The organism is Streptomyces sp. NPDC059564 (assembly GCF_042735575.1).
Lineage (GTDB): Bacteria > Actinomycetota > Actinomycetes > Streptomycetales > Streptomycetaceae > Streptomyces.
This window is the reverse complement of the sequence record NZ_JBHWBP010000176.1, coordinates 1-14,972: the sequence shown is the minus strand read 5'-3', so window position 1 is coordinate 14,972 and position 14,972 is coordinate 1. Positions and strand designations below refer to the sequence as shown.

14 protein-coding genes and 1 other RNA gene are annotated in these 14,972 nt (G+C 73.1%); 4 read left to right on the top strand and 11 right to left on the bottom strand.

The genetic code is table 11. The features are described from left to right. Positions 1 to 117 precede the first annotated feature (117 nt). The 5 genes from ACFV0Q_RS25655 to ACFV0Q_RS25635 all read right to left on the bottom strand — a co-directional run bounded on the left by ACFV0Q_RS25655 (position 118) and on the right by ACFV0Q_RS25635 (position 5,107). Complete coding sequence (locus ACFV0Q_RS25655) at positions 118 to 723, bottom strand: CGNR zinc finger domain-containing protein (RefSeq protein ID WP_385008712.1); 606 nt, start codon at positions 721 to 723, stop codon at positions 118 to 120. Between the two features lie 82 nt (positions 724 to 805). Continuing rightward, entirely contained in the window at positions 806 to 1,351 is a 546-nt protein-coding gene (locus ACFV0Q_RS25650; protein WP_385008711.1) for a GNAT family N-acetyltransferase, read from the bottom strand. Positions 1,352 to 1,384: 33 nt separating this feature from the next. Continuing rightward, positions 1,385 to 2,518, bottom strand: a complete 1,134-nt coding sequence (locus tag ACFV0Q_RS25645) for a uroporphyrinogen-III synthase (protein ID WP_385008710.1) — start codon at positions 2,516 to 2,518, stop codon at positions 1,385 to 1,387. A gap of 144 nt (positions 2,519 to 2,662) precedes the next feature. Beyond that, a complete protein-coding gene (locus ACFV0Q_RS25640) occupies positions 2,663 to 4,039 on the bottom strand; it encodes a nitrate/nitrite transporter (RefSeq protein WP_385008709.1) in 1,377 nt (458 codons plus the stop codon). Between the two features lie 96 nt (positions 4,040 to 4,135). After that, positions 4,136 to 5,107, bottom strand: a complete 972-nt coding sequence (locus ACFV0Q_RS25635; protein WP_385008708.1) for a LysR family transcriptional regulator — start codon at positions 5,105 to 5,107, stop codon at positions 4,136 to 4,138. Positions 5,108 to 5,191: 84 nt separating this feature from the next. On the opposite strand from ACFV0Q_RS25635, the gene ACFV0Q_RS25630 reads away from it, so the two are divergent. After that, positions 5,192 to 6,481, top strand: a complete 1,290-nt coding sequence (locus ACFV0Q_RS25630; protein ID WP_385008707.1) for an MFS transporter — start codon at positions 5,192 to 5,194, stop codon at positions 6,479 to 6,481. 45 nt (positions 6,482 to 6,526) lie between these two features. Continuing rightward, positions 6,527 to 7,909, top strand: coding sequence for an SH3 domain-containing protein (locus ACFV0Q_RS25625; RefSeq protein ID WP_385008706.1), 1,383 nt, complete (start codon positions 6,527 to 6,529; stop codon positions 7,907 to 7,909). 78 nt (positions 7,910 to 7,987) lie between these two features. Here ACFV0Q_RS25625 and ssrA read toward each other — a convergent pair. The 5 genes from ssrA to ftsE form a co-directional block, all read right to left on the bottom strand. Continuing rightward, positions 7,988 to 8,376, bottom strand: a transfer-messenger RNA (tmRNA) gene (gene ssrA, locus ACFV0Q_RS25620). An 84-nt stretch (positions 8,377 to 8,460) separates the two neighbouring features. Further along, positions 8,461 to 8,946, bottom strand: a complete 486-nt coding sequence (smpB, locus tag ACFV0Q_RS25615; protein WP_267034659.1) for an SsrA-binding protein SmpB — start codon at positions 8,944 to 8,946, stop codon at positions 8,461 to 8,463. Positions 8,947 to 8,964: 18 nt separating this feature from the next. Then, positions 8,965 to 10,146 carry a S41 family peptidase gene (locus tag ACFV0Q_RS25610; RefSeq protein WP_385008705.1) on the bottom strand — a complete coding sequence of 394 codons (1,182 nt, stop codon included), beginning with the start codon at positions 10,144 to 10,146 and terminating at the stop codon, positions 8,965 to 8,967. Between the two features lie 67 nt (positions 10,147 to 10,213). Next, positions 10,214 to 11,179 carry a permease-like cell division protein FtsX gene (ftsX, locus tag ACFV0Q_RS25605; RefSeq protein WP_385008704.1) on the bottom strand — a complete coding sequence of 322 codons (966 nt, stop codon included), beginning with the start codon at positions 11,177 to 11,179 and terminating at the stop codon, positions 10,214 to 10,216. Positions 11,180 to 11,195: 16 nt separating this feature from the next. Then, the gene (ftsE, locus tag ACFV0Q_RS25600; RefSeq protein WP_030240478.1) at positions 11,196 to 11,885 is read right to left on the bottom strand and encodes a cell division ATP-binding protein FtsE; all 690 of its coding nucleotides are present in this window, start codon (positions 11,883 to 11,885) and stop codon (positions 11,196 to 11,198) included. Positions 11,886 to 12,107: 222 nt separating this feature from the next. Between ftsE and ACFV0Q_RS25595 the strand changes: the two genes are divergently transcribed. Beyond that, positions 12,108 to 12,299: a hypothetical protein gene (locus tag ACFV0Q_RS25595; protein WP_385008703.1), complete on the top strand. Its 192-nt coding sequence runs from the start codon at positions 12,108 to 12,110 to the stop codon at positions 12,297 to 12,299. Between the two features lie 88 nt (positions 12,300 to 12,387). Here the strand turns inward: ACFV0Q_RS25595 and prfB are convergent, their stop codons facing one another. Then, the gene (prfB, locus tag ACFV0Q_RS25590; RefSeq protein WP_385008702.1) at positions 12,388 to 13,497 is read right to left on the bottom strand and encodes a peptide chain release factor 2; all 1,110 of its coding nucleotides are present in this window, start codon (positions 13,495 to 13,497) and stop codon (positions 12,388 to 12,390) included. Positions 13,498 to 13,813: 316 nt separating this feature from the next. Here prfB and ACFV0Q_RS25585 point away from each other — a divergent pair, with 316 nt between their 5' ends. Next, on the top strand, positions 13,814 to 14,854 hold the full coding sequence (locus ACFV0Q_RS25585; RefSeq protein ID WP_385008701.1) for an isopenicillin N synthase family dioxygenase: 1,041 nt from the start codon (positions 13,814 to 13,816) through the stop codon (positions 14,852 to 14,854). Positions 14,855 to 14,972 lie beyond the last annotated feature (118 nt).

Below are 14,972 nucleotides of genomic sequence, written 5' to 3'. Positions count from 1 at the left end.
GCCGTAGGCCATCGCGAAGCGACGCGACCGAAGGGAGCGCCCTTGAGGGACCGGCCCGACGCGGAAGGACGATGAGACGGACGGGAAACCCCCATACCCTCCCTGATCCGGACCAGCTCAGATCCCGCTCCGCCGCCCCTGCCCCTGCCCCTCCCCCGCCCCCACCACCGTGCGGACTCGGCGGCGGTGGCGGGCCACCCGTTCGCGGTTGCCGCACAGTTCGCTCGAGCACCAGCGGCGGCGGTGGCCGCGGGAGGTGTCGAGGTAGACGCGGGCGCAGCCGTCGCCCTCGCAGGAGCGCAGCAGGGCCAGGTCGCCGGGGTCGGTGAGGAGTTCCACCGCGTCCCGGGCCACCGCCGCGAGCAGGCCGGCGCACTCCACCCCGCCGCACAACTCCCGTACCAGGTGCCCCTCCTGGTCCCGTACTGCGCACAGTCCCGGGGGCGGACCGGCGGCCGCCGCGTTGACCCGGGCCAGGGCGCCCTCCTCGGGGGCGGCTCCGGCCAGTTCGTCCCGTACGAGGCTGCCCACATCGGCGCGCAGGCCGCGGAAGGCCGCCACCCAGTCGGGCCCGAGCCGCCCGAGCGGGGTCCGGTCGGGCACCAGCCCGGCGCCGACCAGCCACAGTCCCAGCTCGTCGGCGTCGCGGATGCCCTCCGTGTCCCCGTGGGGGGTCGAGGTGGCCAGCAGGTCAAGACAGACCCGCCCGGAGTCGAACCACATGCGTGTCACCGCCTCGGTCGCCGTGGGCCACCTCCCCAGAGTGCCGTCGGCGCGGGCGTTGCGGAAGCCCCCGCGCGTGGGGCTACGGCGCCGGCGGCGGGTCGTCGTGGAGCAGCCGCTGGAAGAGGCGGTGGTCGCGCCAGGCGCCGTTGATGTGGAGGTACCGGGGGGCGAGCCCGAACTCGGTGAAGCCCGTCTTGGCCAGGACCCGCTGGGAGGCGACGTTGTCGACCAGGGTCCCGGCCTCGACCCGGTGCAGGCCGACCTCGTCGCGGGCGATCCGGCAGACCTCCTCGACGGCGGCGGTGGCCAGGCCCTTCCCGTGCCGGTCCCGGTCGATCCAGTAGCCGACGCCGCCGCTGCGCAAGGGGCCGAGAACGATCGAGCCGAGGTTGATCGACCCGACCGGAACCCCTCCCGCGACCAGCACGTACGGGCGTGCCCGGCCGGCGTCGCGCTCGGCGAGCAGCCCCTCGATCCGCTCCCGCTGCCCGGCCTCCGTGTAGAACTCCTCGGGCCGCCACGGCTCGTAGGGCTTCATGTACGCCCGGTTGCGCGCCACCACGTCGGCCAGTCCCGCGGCGTCATCGAGCGTGACGCCCCGCATCTCCACCCCGTCAATGATCATCCCGGCACGCTAACCGACTCCGCCCCGTGCCCTCTAGCCCCCGCCCCCGCACTCCCCGGCGTCCAGCGACAGCCGGTAGCCCCGCTTGACCACCGTCTGGATCAGCCCCGGCACCCCCAGCGCCCCCCGCAGCCGCGCCATCGCGGTCTCCACGGCGTGCTCGTCGCTCCCCGACCCCGGCAGCGCCCGCAGCAGCTCGGCCCGCGACACCACCCAGCCCGGCCGCCGGGCCAGCGCCCCCAGCAGTGCCATCCCGGCGGGCGGCACCGGCCGCAGCCCGTCGTCGACGAGCACCGCCTGGCCCCGGATCTCCAGCCGGTGCCCGGCGACCGGCAACACCCGCGCCCGGCCCGGGAGTTCCTGGCACAGCAGCTGCACCAGCGGCCCGAGCCGGAACCGCTCCGGCGCCACCGTCGCCACCCCCTCGGCCTGCAGCGGCAGCGCCGTCACGGGCCCCACGCAGGCGCACAGCACCGGCCCGCGCAGGGCCTCCACCACGGCCTCCCGCAGCCCGCGCTCCCCCGCCCGCGACAGCAGCGAGGCCGCGGCGGGCGCCGAGGTGAAGCTGACGGCGTCCAGCGCCCCGACGGCGATGGCATCCAGCATCCGGTCCAGCGGCGCGAGATCCTGCGGCGGCATCCACCGGTACACGGGCACCGGCACCACATCGGCCCCGCCTGCGCGCAGCGCCTCCACGAACCCGGGCAGCGGCTCCCCGTGCAGCTGGAGCGCGATCCGCCGGCCGGCGACCCCGCCGGTCAGCAGCCGGTCCAGCACCTCGGCGAGGGATTCGGAGCCCGGCGACCAGTCCTCGACCAGCCCGGCGGCCCGTACGGCCCCCTTCACCTTGGGCCCGCGCGCCAGCAGTTCGGCGGTGCGCAGCCGCTCCAGGAGCCCTTCGCCGATCCCCCATCCGTCGGCGGCCTCGATCCAGCCGCGGAAGCCGATCGCGGTGGTCGCGACGACGGCGTCCGGGGGGCTGTCGATGAGTTCCTTGGTGGCGGCCATCAGCTCGCCGTCGTCGGCCAGGGGCACGATCCGCAGGGCGGGCGCGTGCACCACCGCCGCCCCGCGCCGGCGCAGCAGGGCGATCAGCTCGTCCGCCCGCCGGGCGGCGGTGACGCCGATGGTGAAGCCCGCCAGGGGGCCGTACGTCGCTTCGTCCATCGTGGGTGTCCTGCCTCGGCTGCCGTGCCCCGTGCGGGGAGGGTGTGGGTCTCACGTCGCGGGGCCCGAGCCTGTCAAGGCGTCGTGTCGGACTCGGTTCCACCGCATTTCGGCGCCGTAACGCGCCCCGGCACCCGGCCCGGGTCACACCGGGGTGAGCTGCGATTTCGCGGTGCTCCCGGCGGCCGCGGCGGCCGCCCGGTCCGGCCCCGGCCGGCGAAGGTATACCGCCCAGGTGACGGCGCAGCACGCCGCGTAGAAGCCGAGGAAGGTGAGGAAGGCGGCCGTCCCGGAGCCGCCGTTCTGGAAGGCCTGCCGGAACACCAGGTTGATGCCGAGCCCGCCGAGCGCCCCCACGGCCCCGATCAGGCCCATGGCGGCCCCGGAGAGCCGCCGCCCGTACGCGGCCGCCCGTACGCCCTCCAGGCCCCGCGCCAGGGCCTGGGCGTGGAAGATCCCGGGAACCATCTTGTACGTGGAGCCGTTGCCGGCCCCGCTGAGCGCAAAGAGGGCCACGAAGCCGGTCAGGAACACCGGCAGGGAGTCCCGTACGGAGGCCAGCACCACCACCCCGGTCGCCGCGGCCATCGCCACGAAGGCGGCCAGGGTGATCCGCGCCCCGCCGAACCGGTCCGCGAGCGCCCCGCCCACCGGCCGGGCCAGGGAGCCGAGCAGCGGTCCGAGGAAGGTCAGGGAGGCGGCCTGCAGCGGGGTGTGCCCGAAGCGGGTCTGCAGGACCAGTCCGAAGGCGAACCCGTAGCCGATGAAGGAGCCGAAGGTGCCGACGTAGAGGAAGGCCACGATCCAGGTGTGGCGCTCCCGCAGCGCCTCCCGCACGGCGCCCGCGTCGCTCCGTACGGGCGCCAGGTTGTCCATGCGTACGAGGGCCAGCCCGGCCGCGGCCACGATCAGCGGGACGTACGCGGCGAGCAGCAGGCGCGGGTGTCCGGCTCCGGCGGTGGCGATGACGAGCAGCGCGGCGAGCTGGACGACGGGCACGCCGATGTTGCCGCCGCCCGCGTTGAGCCCGAGCGCCCGGCCCTTCTCGCGGAGCGGGAAGAAGGCGTTGATGTTCGTCATGGAGGAGGCGAAGTTGCCGCCGCCCACCCCGGTCAGCGCGGCCACGGCCAGGAAGGTCCCGTACGAGGTGCCGGGCTCCATGACCACGAGCGCGGCCACGGTCGGGGCGAGCAGCAGCAGGGCGCTGACGACGGTCCAGTCGCGGCCGCCGAAGCGGGCGACGGCGAAGGTGTACGGGATCCGGACCAGGGCGCCGACGCAGGTGGCGGTGGCGATGAGGAAGAACTTCCCGGCGGGGTCGATCCCGTAGGCGGGGCCCATGAAGAGCACGAGCACGGACCACAGGGACCAGACGGAGAAGCCGATGTGCTCGCTGAGCACGGAGTACAGGAGGTTGCGGCGGGCGATCGGCCGCCCCGTCTCCCGCCAGAACGTCTCGTCCTCCGGGTCCCACCGCTGGATCCAGCGGCCCCCCTCGCGCGGTGCGGTCGTACGGGTCATCACACGCCTCCCCAGCTGTCGCGTCCGTGGGGTCGACGCTACGAACGGCGCGTTTCCGCCCCTGCCGCGCCGGATGACCGGCGGGAAACCTCGCGCTCACCCACCGGCCGTCGCGGGTGTGAGCGCCGCCGGGAGCCAGCTGCCCGGGGGCACCTCCAGCCAGCCGCCCGCCCGGGCGAGCCCGTCGGCCGCGCGGGCCAGGGCGTCCAGGCCGGGGTGGCGCAGACCGCGGGGCCAGACCATCGCGAGGGGCGACAGCGGTACGGGGTCCACGAGGGGCCGCTTCACGCAGCCGGGCAGCTCGGGGAAGCCGACGGTCACCAGGACCGGGTTGCGGGTCTTGGCCATCACCCGCCGGAACTCCTCCTTGCCCACCGCCACCGGCGCGGGCGGCGCGAGCGCGATCCCCCGCCTGGTGAACAGTTCGCGGGCCAGTCCGGTCCACTCCAGGGTCCGCGGGTTCCCGGCCCCCGCGTAGACGGTCTCCCCGGCGAGCGCGGCCAGCGGTACGTCGTCCCGCGCGGCCAGCGCGTGGTCCTCGGGCAGCAGCACGGCGAGCGGCTCGTAGCGGACGGGCCGGTGTGCGAGCCGGTCGCGCAGCGCGGGGGCCAGCCCGGCCGCGTACCCGAAGGAGACGTCGAGGCGTCCGGCGGCGATCTCGGCGGCGGCGTGGGTGAGCCCGCTCTCGAAACGGGCCATCAGCTCGCAGCCGGGGGCGAGTTCGCGGGCCCGTTCCAGGACGCGGCGGCCGGTGCCGGGCCCGTCGGTGTTGACGTCGACGAGCAGCGCCCGGGGCGGCCCGGCGAACGCCTCGGCCAGCTCCCGGTGGGCGCGCAGCACCTCGCGGGCGTGGGGCAGCAGCCGTTCCCCGTCGGGGGTCAGCTCCACCGCGCGGGTGGTCCGCAGGAACAGCGCGGTGCCCAGGTCCCGTTCGAGGCGGCGTACGTCGCGGCTCAGGGCCTGCTGGGCGACGTGCAGCCGGGCGGCGGCGCGGGAGAAGTGCAGCTCCTCGGCCACGGCGAGGAAGCCGCGCAGCAGCCGGGGGTCCACGACGTCACGGGAGTTCACGAGCGGAGACTAACAACGCGGGCGCGTGAATGGCCCCGGAACAGGTGTTGGACCGGCGCCGGGGCCGGGCCGCAGGCTCGTGGCATGCCGCAGACGACCCCGCTGATGGCCGTGACCGGAAGCACCCTGGTCCTGGTCCTGGCCGCCCCCTCCCCCTCCCCCTCCCCTTCCCCCGCCCGGACCCGGGCCCCCGGGCCGTACGCCCGTCTCTTCGCCCTCCGCGGCGCCCGCGGTTTCACCGCCGGGAGCCTCCTCGCCCGGCTCCCCATGGGCATGTTCGGGATCAGCGCGGTCATGATGATCGCCGGGCAGCGCGGTTCGTACGCCCTCGCCGGCGCGGTCACCGCGACCGGCCTGGCCGCCACCGCCGTGGTCGCGCCGTGGACGGCCCGGCTGATCGACCGCCACGGCCAGGCCCGGATCGCCGTACCGGCCACCGTGATCGCCGTCCTCGGCTCGCTCTGCCTGGCCGTGTGCGTACGGACCGGGGCCCCCGACTGGACCCTCTTCGCCTCCTACGCGGCCACCGCGACCACCCCCAACACCGGCGGCATGTCCCGGGCCCGCTGGACCCACCTGCTGCCCCGGGCCGACCGGCACACCGCGATGTCCTTCGAGCAGGCCGCCGACGAGCTGTGCTTCATGCTGGGCCCGGTCCTCGCGGCCCTCCTGTGCACGGCCGCCTTCCCCGAGGCGGGCACCCTCACCGGCGCGGTCCTGCTCCTGACCGGCATGCTGGCCTTCACCGCGCACCGCGCCACCGAGCCCCCGCCGGCCGGGACCCGGCCCGCCCGGGGGACCTCGCCGCTGCGCGCGCTGCTCCCGCTGCTCGGCCTGTTCCTCGCCACCGGGGCGGTGTTCGGCTCGATGGAGGTCACCTCGGTCGCCCACCTCTCCGGCCTGGGGCTCGGCGCCGCCTCCGGCCCGGTGCTGGCCCTGCAGGCGGCGGGCTCGTGCGCGGCCGGGCTGCTCTACGGCACCCGCCGCCCGCGGAGCCTGGCCGTCTGCCTGCTCGCCCTGGCCTGCGCGATGGCGCTGCCCTGGGCGGCGGCGGCCACCGGCTCGCTGCCGCTGCTGGCCGGGGCCCTGCTGCTGGCGGGGGCGGCGACGGCCCCGGTGATGGTCACGGCCATGTCCCGGGTCCAGGCCCTGACCCCCACGGGCCGGCTCAACGAGGGCATGACCCTGGCCGTCACCGCCATCCTCGCGGGCATCGCGGCCGGTTCCGCGGCGGCCGGTCTCGCCGTCGACCACCTGGGCACGACGACCGCCTACGCACTCCCGGCCGCGGCCGCCCTGTCTGCCCTCTTTGTCCGGCGCCCGAGTGACCGTACCCGCGTGGTACTCACGACCGGCGTCGATGATCCGCAATAAGTGGGGGGTCTTCCCAGCGCCCTTCCCTTCGCGGAGGAACTCCCCTTGCCTGCTTCCCGTTCCGTTTCGGCGGCCCTGTTCGTCGCGGCCGTCACCGCCTCCTGCCTGGTGCCGGTCGCACCGGCCCTGGCCGCCGACTCCTCGCACCTGACGCTCTCGCAGCCGTACGTCCCCTCGATCGCCCCCGGCAAGACGGGGCGCGTGGTCATCGCCGCCTCGAACGGGGAGGACACGGCCCGCAGCAGCACCTTCCGCATCACCGCCCCGGAGCGGACCACCTTCCCCGAGGCCCGGTTCTACTGGAACGGGCAGCGGGCGGGCGGCTCCTGCACCCGGTCCTCCGACGCGCGCCGGCTGACCTGCGAGGCCGGGACCCGCGCCGGGTTCGCCTTCCCGGCGAACGCGCAGACGCGGCTGGCGGTGACCGTGCACGTGGACGCGGACGCCCCGCAGGGCACGACGCTCGACGGCGGCGAGTGGGCCGCCGGCTCGCAGGCCCCCGCCCTGTTCGCCGTCGCCACCCCGGTGACCGGCCCGAAGGGCGACGACGGCCACGACGGACACGACGGGAAGCCGGGCCACGACGGCCACCACGGCAAGCCGGGCCGCCCGGGCCCGAAGGGCGAGAAGGGCGAGAAGGGCGAGAAGGGCGACCAAGGCGAGCGGGGCGAGCGCGGAGAGAAGGGCGACCGCGGCGACCACGGCGAGCGCGGCCCCCAGGGCGACCGCGGCGACACCGGCTCCCAGGGCCCCAAGGGGGACAAGGGCGACCAGGGCCCGTCCGGCGGGCCCAAGGGCGACAGGGGCGAGCAGGGCGAGCGCGGCCCGAAGGGCGACCGCGGAGACACCGGCAAATCCGGCGACCGGGGCCCCGGCGGCCCCCGCGGCCCGCAGGGCCCCCAGGGCCCGAAGGGCGACACCGGCCCCTCCGGCGGCCCGAAGGGCGACAAGGGAGACAGGGGCGACCGCGGCCCGCAGGGCCCCCGGGGCCCCGAGGGCCCGAAGGGCGACCACGGCCCGGCCGGCCCCAAGGGCGACCACGGCCCGCAGGGACCCCAGGGCGACCGCGGCCCCCAGGGTCCGCAGGGCCCCAAGGGCGACAAGGGAGACACCGGCAAGCCCGGCCACTGCAAGAAGTGCGGCGGCCACCACGACAAGGGTGACAAGGGCGATAAGGGTGACAAGGGCCAGCACGGCACCCCGTCGGCCCGCATCGTCACCTCCGGCAAGGGCCTCGGCGTCCGCTCCGGCCCCGGCACCGACTACGAGAAGACCGGCAAGGTCGCGACCGGCAAGGTCGTGAAGCTCCAGTGCAAGGTCAACGGCGAGACCGTGGACGGCAATTCGATCTGGTACAAGCTGGCCGACGGCTCCGGCTGGATCGCCGCCCGCTACGCCCAGAACCTCGACAAGGTCCCGTTCTGCTGACGGACGACCCCCGTCAGGGCCCCTGACATGACGAAGGCCCCGCAGCCGAGAGGCCGCGGGGCCTTTGCCCACATGGGGTGGTGGAGATGGCGGGAATCGAACCCGCGTCCAACGGTGCAGAAGCAGGGCTTCTCCGAGCGCAGTCCGCTGCGATTTTCTCGGCCCCGGAGATCACACGGACAAGTCTCCGACGGGCTCAGTCACTGTTTGATTTCCCTCAGGCCCCCGTGACCGGGGCTAGAGGTTTAGATCCCTAATTGACGCCAGGATCCGGACCGGGACCACTTCCGGGCTGACGCTCCTCACAGAGGCTTCAGCTCACTGTTATTAGGCAGCGAGGGTGAAGCGGGAGTTATCGCTCTTGGAGTTGGCGATTATTGTTTGCGACATATGGTTAGCGAGATCATTGCCGCTTCCTCGGCTCGCTTCCCCTGCATCGACATCCGCTGTCGAAACCGATCATCCCCATGTTTTTTTAACAAGCTGCTCCGCCCCCGAAGGGGCGGTGCTGACGCCATGGTACGCGAAGTGGACCACCGCGTGCCAGGTGATTAAACCGTACCCCGCTGCTTGCGCTTGATCGCCGAGATCGCGCGGTTCGTCTCGCGGGTGTCCTGCTTCTCGCGCAGGGTCTGCCGCTTGTCGTACTCCTTCTTGCCCTTGGCCAGCGCGATCTCGACCTTCGCGCGGCCGTCCTTGAAGTACAGCGCCAGCGGGACCACCGTGTGGCCGGACTCCTCCGCCTTGCGCTCCAGCTTGTCGATCTCCTCCCGGTGCATGAGGAGCTTGCGCTTGCGGCGCGCGCTGTGGTTGGTCCAGGTGCCCTGGCTGTACTCCGGCACGTGCACGTTGTACATCCAGACCTCGCGGCCCTCCACCGACACGAAGCCGTCCACCAGGGAGGCACGGCCCTGACGCAGGGACTTGACCTCGGTGCCCGTGAGCACGATCCCGCACTCGTAGGTGTCGATGATCGTGTAGTCGTGCCGCGCCTTCTTGTTCTGGGCGATCAGCTTGCGCCCTTTTTCCTTAGCCATAGTGCGGTCATTTTCGCACTATGGACCCACCCCGAGGCCACCCAATACCGTGCGGGCCCGTTCCTCGGCCCCGTCGCCCGCCGCGAGGTCCGGGGTGATGCCCCCGCCGTCGAGGCTGCGGCCCGCCGGCGTGCGGTACGTGCCCACCGTCAGCTCCGCCACCGAACCGTCCGGGAGCTCGGTGGGCATCTGCACGGCGCCCTTGCCGAATGTGCGGGTGCCGACCGTCACGGCGCGGCCCCGGTCCTGGAGGGCGCCGGTGACCAGCTCGGCCGCGCTCATCGTGCCGCCGTCCACCAGGGCCACCAGGGGCCGGACGGTGTCCCCGCCCGGCGCGGCGTACAGGGCGCGCTCGGAGCCCCGTACGTCGTACGTCGCCACGAGCCCGCCGTCCAGGAACGCGGAGGCCGCCGTCACGGCCTCGGTGACCAGGCCGCCCGGGTTGCCGCGCAGGTCCAGCATCACTCCGGCGCCCGCCGGGGCCGCGCGGACGGCCTCCCGGACCCGCTCCCCCGAGCCCCGGGTGAAGGAGGCCACCTTGATCACGGTGATCCCGTCCGCGAGCCTGCGTACGGTCACCGGCTCGGCGTGCAGCCGCTCCCGGTGCACGGTCTCGGTGAGGTCGGCGCCGCCCCGGCTCAGGCCCAGGACCACCGGGGTGCCGGCATCGCCCCGCAGCAGCGCCACCACGTCGGCCACCGCGAGGCCGGTCACGCTCTGTCCGTCCACGCTCAGCAGCCGGTCCCCGGCGCGCAGCCCGGCCCGGGCGGCGGGGCTGTCGGGCTGGACCCGGTCCACCTCGATCAGGCCGTCGTGGCGGCGGCCGGTCCACAGGCCGACCCCGGTCCAGCGGCCGTCGAGGTCCTCGGCGAAGGCCGCGTACTCGCCCTGGTCGTAGACGGTGCCCCAGCGGTCGCCGCTGCGGCTGACCACCTCCTGGGCGGCCTTCTTGCCGGACTTGCCCTCGGCGACGGCCTCGGCGGCGGCCCGTGCGACGGCCTCCCGGTCCGCGGTCCCGCTCTCCCGCGGGGCGGGCACGGGAATGCCCGCGAGCGCGAGCGGCCGCGCCTCCTCCGCCTCGCGCGGACTCCAGCAGCCACTGCACGCACCGGCCCCCACGGAGGCGAGGAAGAGCAGCGTCAAAACGGCCCCGCGACGCAGGTCGCGGGGCCGGAGACAGACACCGCCCAGTCCCGGCATGCCGCCGAGTCTAGGACAAGCCCCGCCCGCCCACGGCCCGTTGACCGGACCGCTCACGGGGCGCTCGTCACACCTTCAGGTACTTGCGCAACGCGACGAAGGCGGCCAGGGAGGGCATCAGGAGGCCGATGACCAGGACCAGGGGGAGCTTCGTGAGGACCGCGTCCCAGCCGATGAAGTTGATCAGCTGGAGCTTGTCGCGCAGGGCGATGCCGTGGTCGATCACGAAGTACTGGCCCGCGCCGAGCATGCCGCAGGCGAGGCCCGCGCCGATGAGGCCGGCGACGGCCGCCTCCATGATGAACGGCACCTGGATGTAGAAGCCCGAGGCGCCCACCAGCCGCATGATGCCGGTCTCCCGCCGACGGCTGAACGCCGAGACGCGCACCGTGTTGACGATCAGCAGCAGGGCCACGATCAGCATGATCAGCATGATGCCGAGGGCCGCCCAGTTGAGGGTGCCCAGCAGCGCGAAGAGGTTGTCGAGCTCGCTGCTCTGGTCGGCCACCGACTGGACGCCGTCGCGGCCGGCGAAGGCGGAGGTGATGACCGCGTACTTCTCCGGGTTCTTCAGCTTGACCCGGAAGGAGTCCGGCATCTGGTCCGGGGTGACGACGGAGGCCAGTGCCGTGTGGCCGAAGCGCTCCTTGTAGTGCTTGTAGGCCTCGTCCGAGGACTCGTACATGACGTTCTGGACGAGCGCCATCTTCTTGAGCTCGGCCTCGATGCCCTGCTTCTGCTCGGGAGTCACGGCCCCCTTCGAGCAGGGCTTCCCGTTGCCCGCGGCGGGCGCCGAACCGGCGGCGGCGGGGGCGGCGGCCGCGTCGAGGGCGTCGTTCTTGGTGCAGAGGTAGACGGTGACGTTGACCTTGTCGTACCAGAAGCCCTTCATCGCGCTGACCTGGTCGCGCATGAGGAGGGAGCCCCCGAAGAGGGCCAGCGAGAGGGCCACCGAGATGATGACCGCGAAGGTCATGGTGAGATTGCGGCGGAGACCGACGCCGATCTCGGACATGACGAACTGGGCGCGCATGGCGTCTGGGGACCTTTCAGTGCTGGTAGCCGTAGACGCCGCGCGACTGGTCGCGCACGAGTCGGCCCTGTTCGAGTTCGATGACGCGCTTGCGCATCTGGTCGACGATCTGCTGGTCGTGCGTCGCCATGATCACGGTGGTGCCGGTCCGGTTGATCCGGTCCAGCAGCTTCATGATCCCGACGGAGGTCTGCGGGTCGAGGTTGCCGGTCGGCTCGTCCGCGATCAGCAGGGCGGGGCGGTTGACGAAGGCGCGGGCGATGGCCACGCGCTGCTGCTCGCCGCCGGACAGCTCGCCCGGCATCCGGCCCTCCTTGCCGCCGAGGCCGACCAGCTCCAGCACCTGCGGAACGGCCTTGCGGATCTCACCGCGCGGTTTGCCGATCACCTCCTGCGCGAAGGCGACGTTCTCGGCCACCGTCTTGTTGGGCAGGAGCCGGAAGTCCTGGAAGACGGTCCCCAGCTGGCGCCGCATGTGCGGGACCTTCCAGTTGGAGAGCTTCGCGAGGTCCTTGCCCAGTACGTGCACCTGACCGTGGCTCGCCCGTTCCTCGCGCAGGACCAGCCGCAGGAACGTGGACTTGCCGGAGCCGGAGGAGCCGACCAGGAAGACGAACTCGCCCTTGGCGATGTCCAGGGAGACATCTCTGAGTGCGGGACGGTTCTGCTTCGGGTAGGACTTGGAGACGTTGTCGAATCGGATCACGGGTGCACCACGGTCGCCGGGAGTAGGTGAGCGTGACCATACGCGAACGGGCGCGGGGTGTGGACCCGGCATCCACAGTTGCCCGATTTATCCCGGGTGCCGGCGGGGGCGTTTCGTGATTGCCCGGACGGGCCGCGCCGAATGTCGGCGGAGCTGGCACAGTGGTAGGGGGAACGGACTCGGTCCCCGTGCCGTTAAACGAGGGGACGAGAGGAGGAGCGCATGACATATGACCGGCTCGTGTGCGCGAACTGCGCCGCACCCGTCAGCCAGGGCCGCTGCCCGGTGTGCCGGGCGAACCGGGAGCGCCTCCAGCAGGAGGGCAGCCCCTTCGCCGGGCTGAATCCGGTGACGCTCATCGCGCTTCTGGTGGTGCTGGTGGGCGCGCTGGCACTGGTGGCCCGGACCGCGTAGGCCGCACCGCGCCCCGATCACGCGTGATCACACGTAATGACGAAGGGCCCGGACACGCTCAGGTGTCCGGGCCCTTCGTCGCTGCTGCTTACGCGCTCTGCTCCTGCTGCTTGCGCCAGCGGATCCCGGCCTCCAGGAAGCCGTCGATCTCGCCGTCGAGCACGGCCTGCGGGTTGCCGACCTCGAACTCCGTCCGCAGGTCCTTGACCATCTGGTACGGGTGCAGGACGTAGGAGCGCATCTGGTTGCCCCAGGAGCTTCCGCCGTCCTTGAGGGCGTCCATCTTGTCCTTCTCCTCCTGGCGGCGCCGCTCGAGCAGCTTGGCCTGGAGGACGTTCATGGCGCTGGCCTTGTTCTGGATCTGCGAGCGCTCGTTCTGGCAGGAGACCACGATGCCGGTCGGCAGGTGCGTGATGCGCACCGCCGAGTCGGTGGTGTTGACGCCCTGCCCGCCGGGGCCGGAGGCGCGGTACACGTCGACGCGCAGCTCGGCCTCGTCGATCTCGACGTGGTCGCTGGTCTCGACGACCGGGAGGACCTCGACGCCCGCGAAGGAGGTCTGGCGGCGGCCCTGGTTGTCGAAGGGGGAGATGCGCACGAGGCGGTGCGTGCCCTGCTCGACGGAGAGGGTGCCGTAGGCGTACGGGGCCTTGACGACGAAGGTGGTCGACTTGATGCCGGCCTCTTCCGCGTACGAGGTCTCGTAGATCTCGGTCGAGTAGCCGTGGCGCTCGGCCCAGCGCAGGTACATGCGCTGGAGGCGCTCGGCGAAGTCGGAGGCGTCGACGCCGCCGGCCTCGGCGCGGATGTTGACCAGGGCCTCGCGCTCGGCGTACTCGCCGGAGAGCAGGGTCCGGACCTCCATCTCGTCCAGCGCCTTGCGGACGGAGACCAGCTCGGACTCGGCCTCGGCGAGGGTGTCCGCGTCGTCCATCTCCTGGGCGAGCTCGAACAGCACCGCGAGGTCGTCGATGCGGCCGCGCAGGGTCTCGGTCTTGCGGACCTCGGCCTGGAGGTGCGAAAGCTTGCTCGTGATCTTCTGGGCGGCGTCCGGGTCGTCCCACAGGGACGGCGCGGCGGCCTGCTCCTCGAGCACGGCGATATCTGCCCTCAGCTTGTCGAGGTCCAGGACGGCCTCGATCGACCCCATGGTCGAGGAGAGGGACTTCAGCTCTTCGGAAACATCGACGACTGCCACGGGTCCAGCGTAGCCGGTCCTCGGAGGGCACTCTCCGGCCAGGCCCGATGAACCCGTACGGGGAAGGGTGGGTACGGGCGTACGCTCACCGTATGACCGTTCATCTCGTGAAGCGCCGCCATGTGGACCACATGCGTGTCACCACCACGAGCTGTCTGCCGCCGGACCTCGCACGAGCCTGATCCACCCCGATCCGACTTCGGTCCTGTACGCGGCCACGCCGCCCCGGCGCCATCCCTGCCGGCGGCCCGCTCCATCCGCTCGCCCCGCCATCTCTGGGGCACAGGACCCCGTGACATCCCGAAACGGAGCCGTCATGCCGTCCGCGCACGCTTCCTCCTCTCCTTCTGTCTCCGCTCCTCCCTCGCTCGCCGTCATCGACCTCTCCCGGGCCGACGACCCCGCCGAGCGCTCCGACTTCCTCAAGCAGCTGCACGCGGCCGCGCGGGACACCGGTTTCCTGTACCTGACGGGGCACGGGATAACCGAGTCGGAGACCGCCCGGATCCTGGAGCTGACCAGGGCTTTCTTCGCGCTCCCGGAGGCCGACCGGCTGGCCGTGAGCAACCTGAACTCCCCGCACTTCCGGGGCTACACCCGTATCGGGCACGAGCTGACGGGCGGCGCCTCCGACTGGCGTGACCAGCTGGACGTCGGCGCGGAGCGGGCGGCGCCGGTGCTGGGCCCGGACGACCCGGCGTACCTGTGGCTGGAGGGACCCAACCAGTGGCCGGCGGCCCTGCCGGAGCTGCGGGAGGTGGTCCTCGACTGGCAGACGCGGCTGGCGGCGGTGGCGCACCGGCTGCTCCAGGAGCTGCTCGCCTCGATCGGCGCCCCCTCGGACTTCTTCGACGCGGCCTTCGCGGACCGGCCGCACCTGCACACGAAGCTGATCCGCTACCCGGGATCCGCGCCGTCGGGCGCCGACCAGGGGGTGGGCGCGCACAAGGACTACGGCTTCCTCACGCTGCTGCTGCAGGACTCGGTGGGCGGGCTGCAGGTGGTCCGGGACGGCGGCTACGTCGACATCGCGCCACTTCCGGGGGCGTTCGTGGTCAATCTGGGCGAGCTGCTGGAGATCGCGACCGAGGGGTACCTGCGGGCCACGGACCACCGGGTGGTCAGCCCGCCGGGGGCGGTGGAGCGGTTCTCGGTGCCGTTCTTCTACAACCCGCGGCTGGACGCGGTGGTGGAGACCGTCCCCGGGGACTACCTGCGGTCGGCGCCGGGGCTCGCGCAGGACACGTCGAACCCGCTGCACGCGGAGTACGGGCGCAACGAGCTCAAGGGCTGGGTCCGAGCCCACCCGGCGGTGGCCCGCCGCTGGCACCCCACCCTGACCGCGCCCGCACAGTAGCCCCTGGGGCTCCGCCCCAGACCCCGCGCCTCAAACTCCCCCAGCTACCGCTGGGAGGTGCCCCCGGGCGGGGCTGGATGGTGCCGGGCGGCGGCTGGATTGCCCGGAGGGCAATTAA

Coding starts and splice junctions, on each gene's coding strand:
- ACFV0Q_RS25655 (WP_385008712.1), bottom strand. CDS start 723: ATGTGGTTCGACTCCGGGCGGGTCTGTCTTGACCTGCTGGCCACCTCG.
- ACFV0Q_RS25650 (WP_385008711.1), bottom strand. CDS start 1,351: ATGATCATTGACGGGGTGGAGATGCGGGGCGTCACGCTCGATGACGCC.
- ACFV0Q_RS25645 (WP_385008710.1), bottom strand. CDS start 2,518: ATGGACGAAGCGACGTACGGCCCCCTGGCGGGCTTCACCATCGGCGTC.
- ACFV0Q_RS25640 (WP_385008709.1), bottom strand. CDS start 4,039: ATGACCCGTACGACCGCACCGCGCGAGGGGGGCCGCTGGATCCAGCGG.
- ACFV0Q_RS25630 (WP_385008707.1), top strand. CDS start 5,192: ATGCCGCAGACGACCCCGCTGATGGCCGTGACCGGAAGCACCCTGGTC.
- smpB (WP_267034659.1), bottom strand. CDS start 8,946: ATGGCTAAGGAAAAAGGGCGCAAGCTGATCGCCCAGAACAAGAAGGCG.
- ACFV0Q_RS25610 (WP_385008705.1), bottom strand. CDS start 10,146: ATGCCGGGACTGGGCGGTGTCTGTCTCCGGCCCCGCGACCTGCGTCGC.
- ftsX (WP_385008704.1), bottom strand. CDS start 11,179: ATGCGCGCCCAGTTCGTCATGTCCGAGATCGGCGTCGGTCTCCGCCGC.
- ACFV0Q_RS25595 (WP_385008703.1), top strand. CDS start 12,108: ATGACATATGACCGGCTCGTGTGCGCGAACTGCGCCGCACCCGTCAGC.
- ACFV0Q_RS25585 (WP_385008701.1), top strand. CDS start 13,814: ATGCCGTCCGCGCACGCTTCCTCCTCTCCTTCTGTCTCCGCTCCTCCC.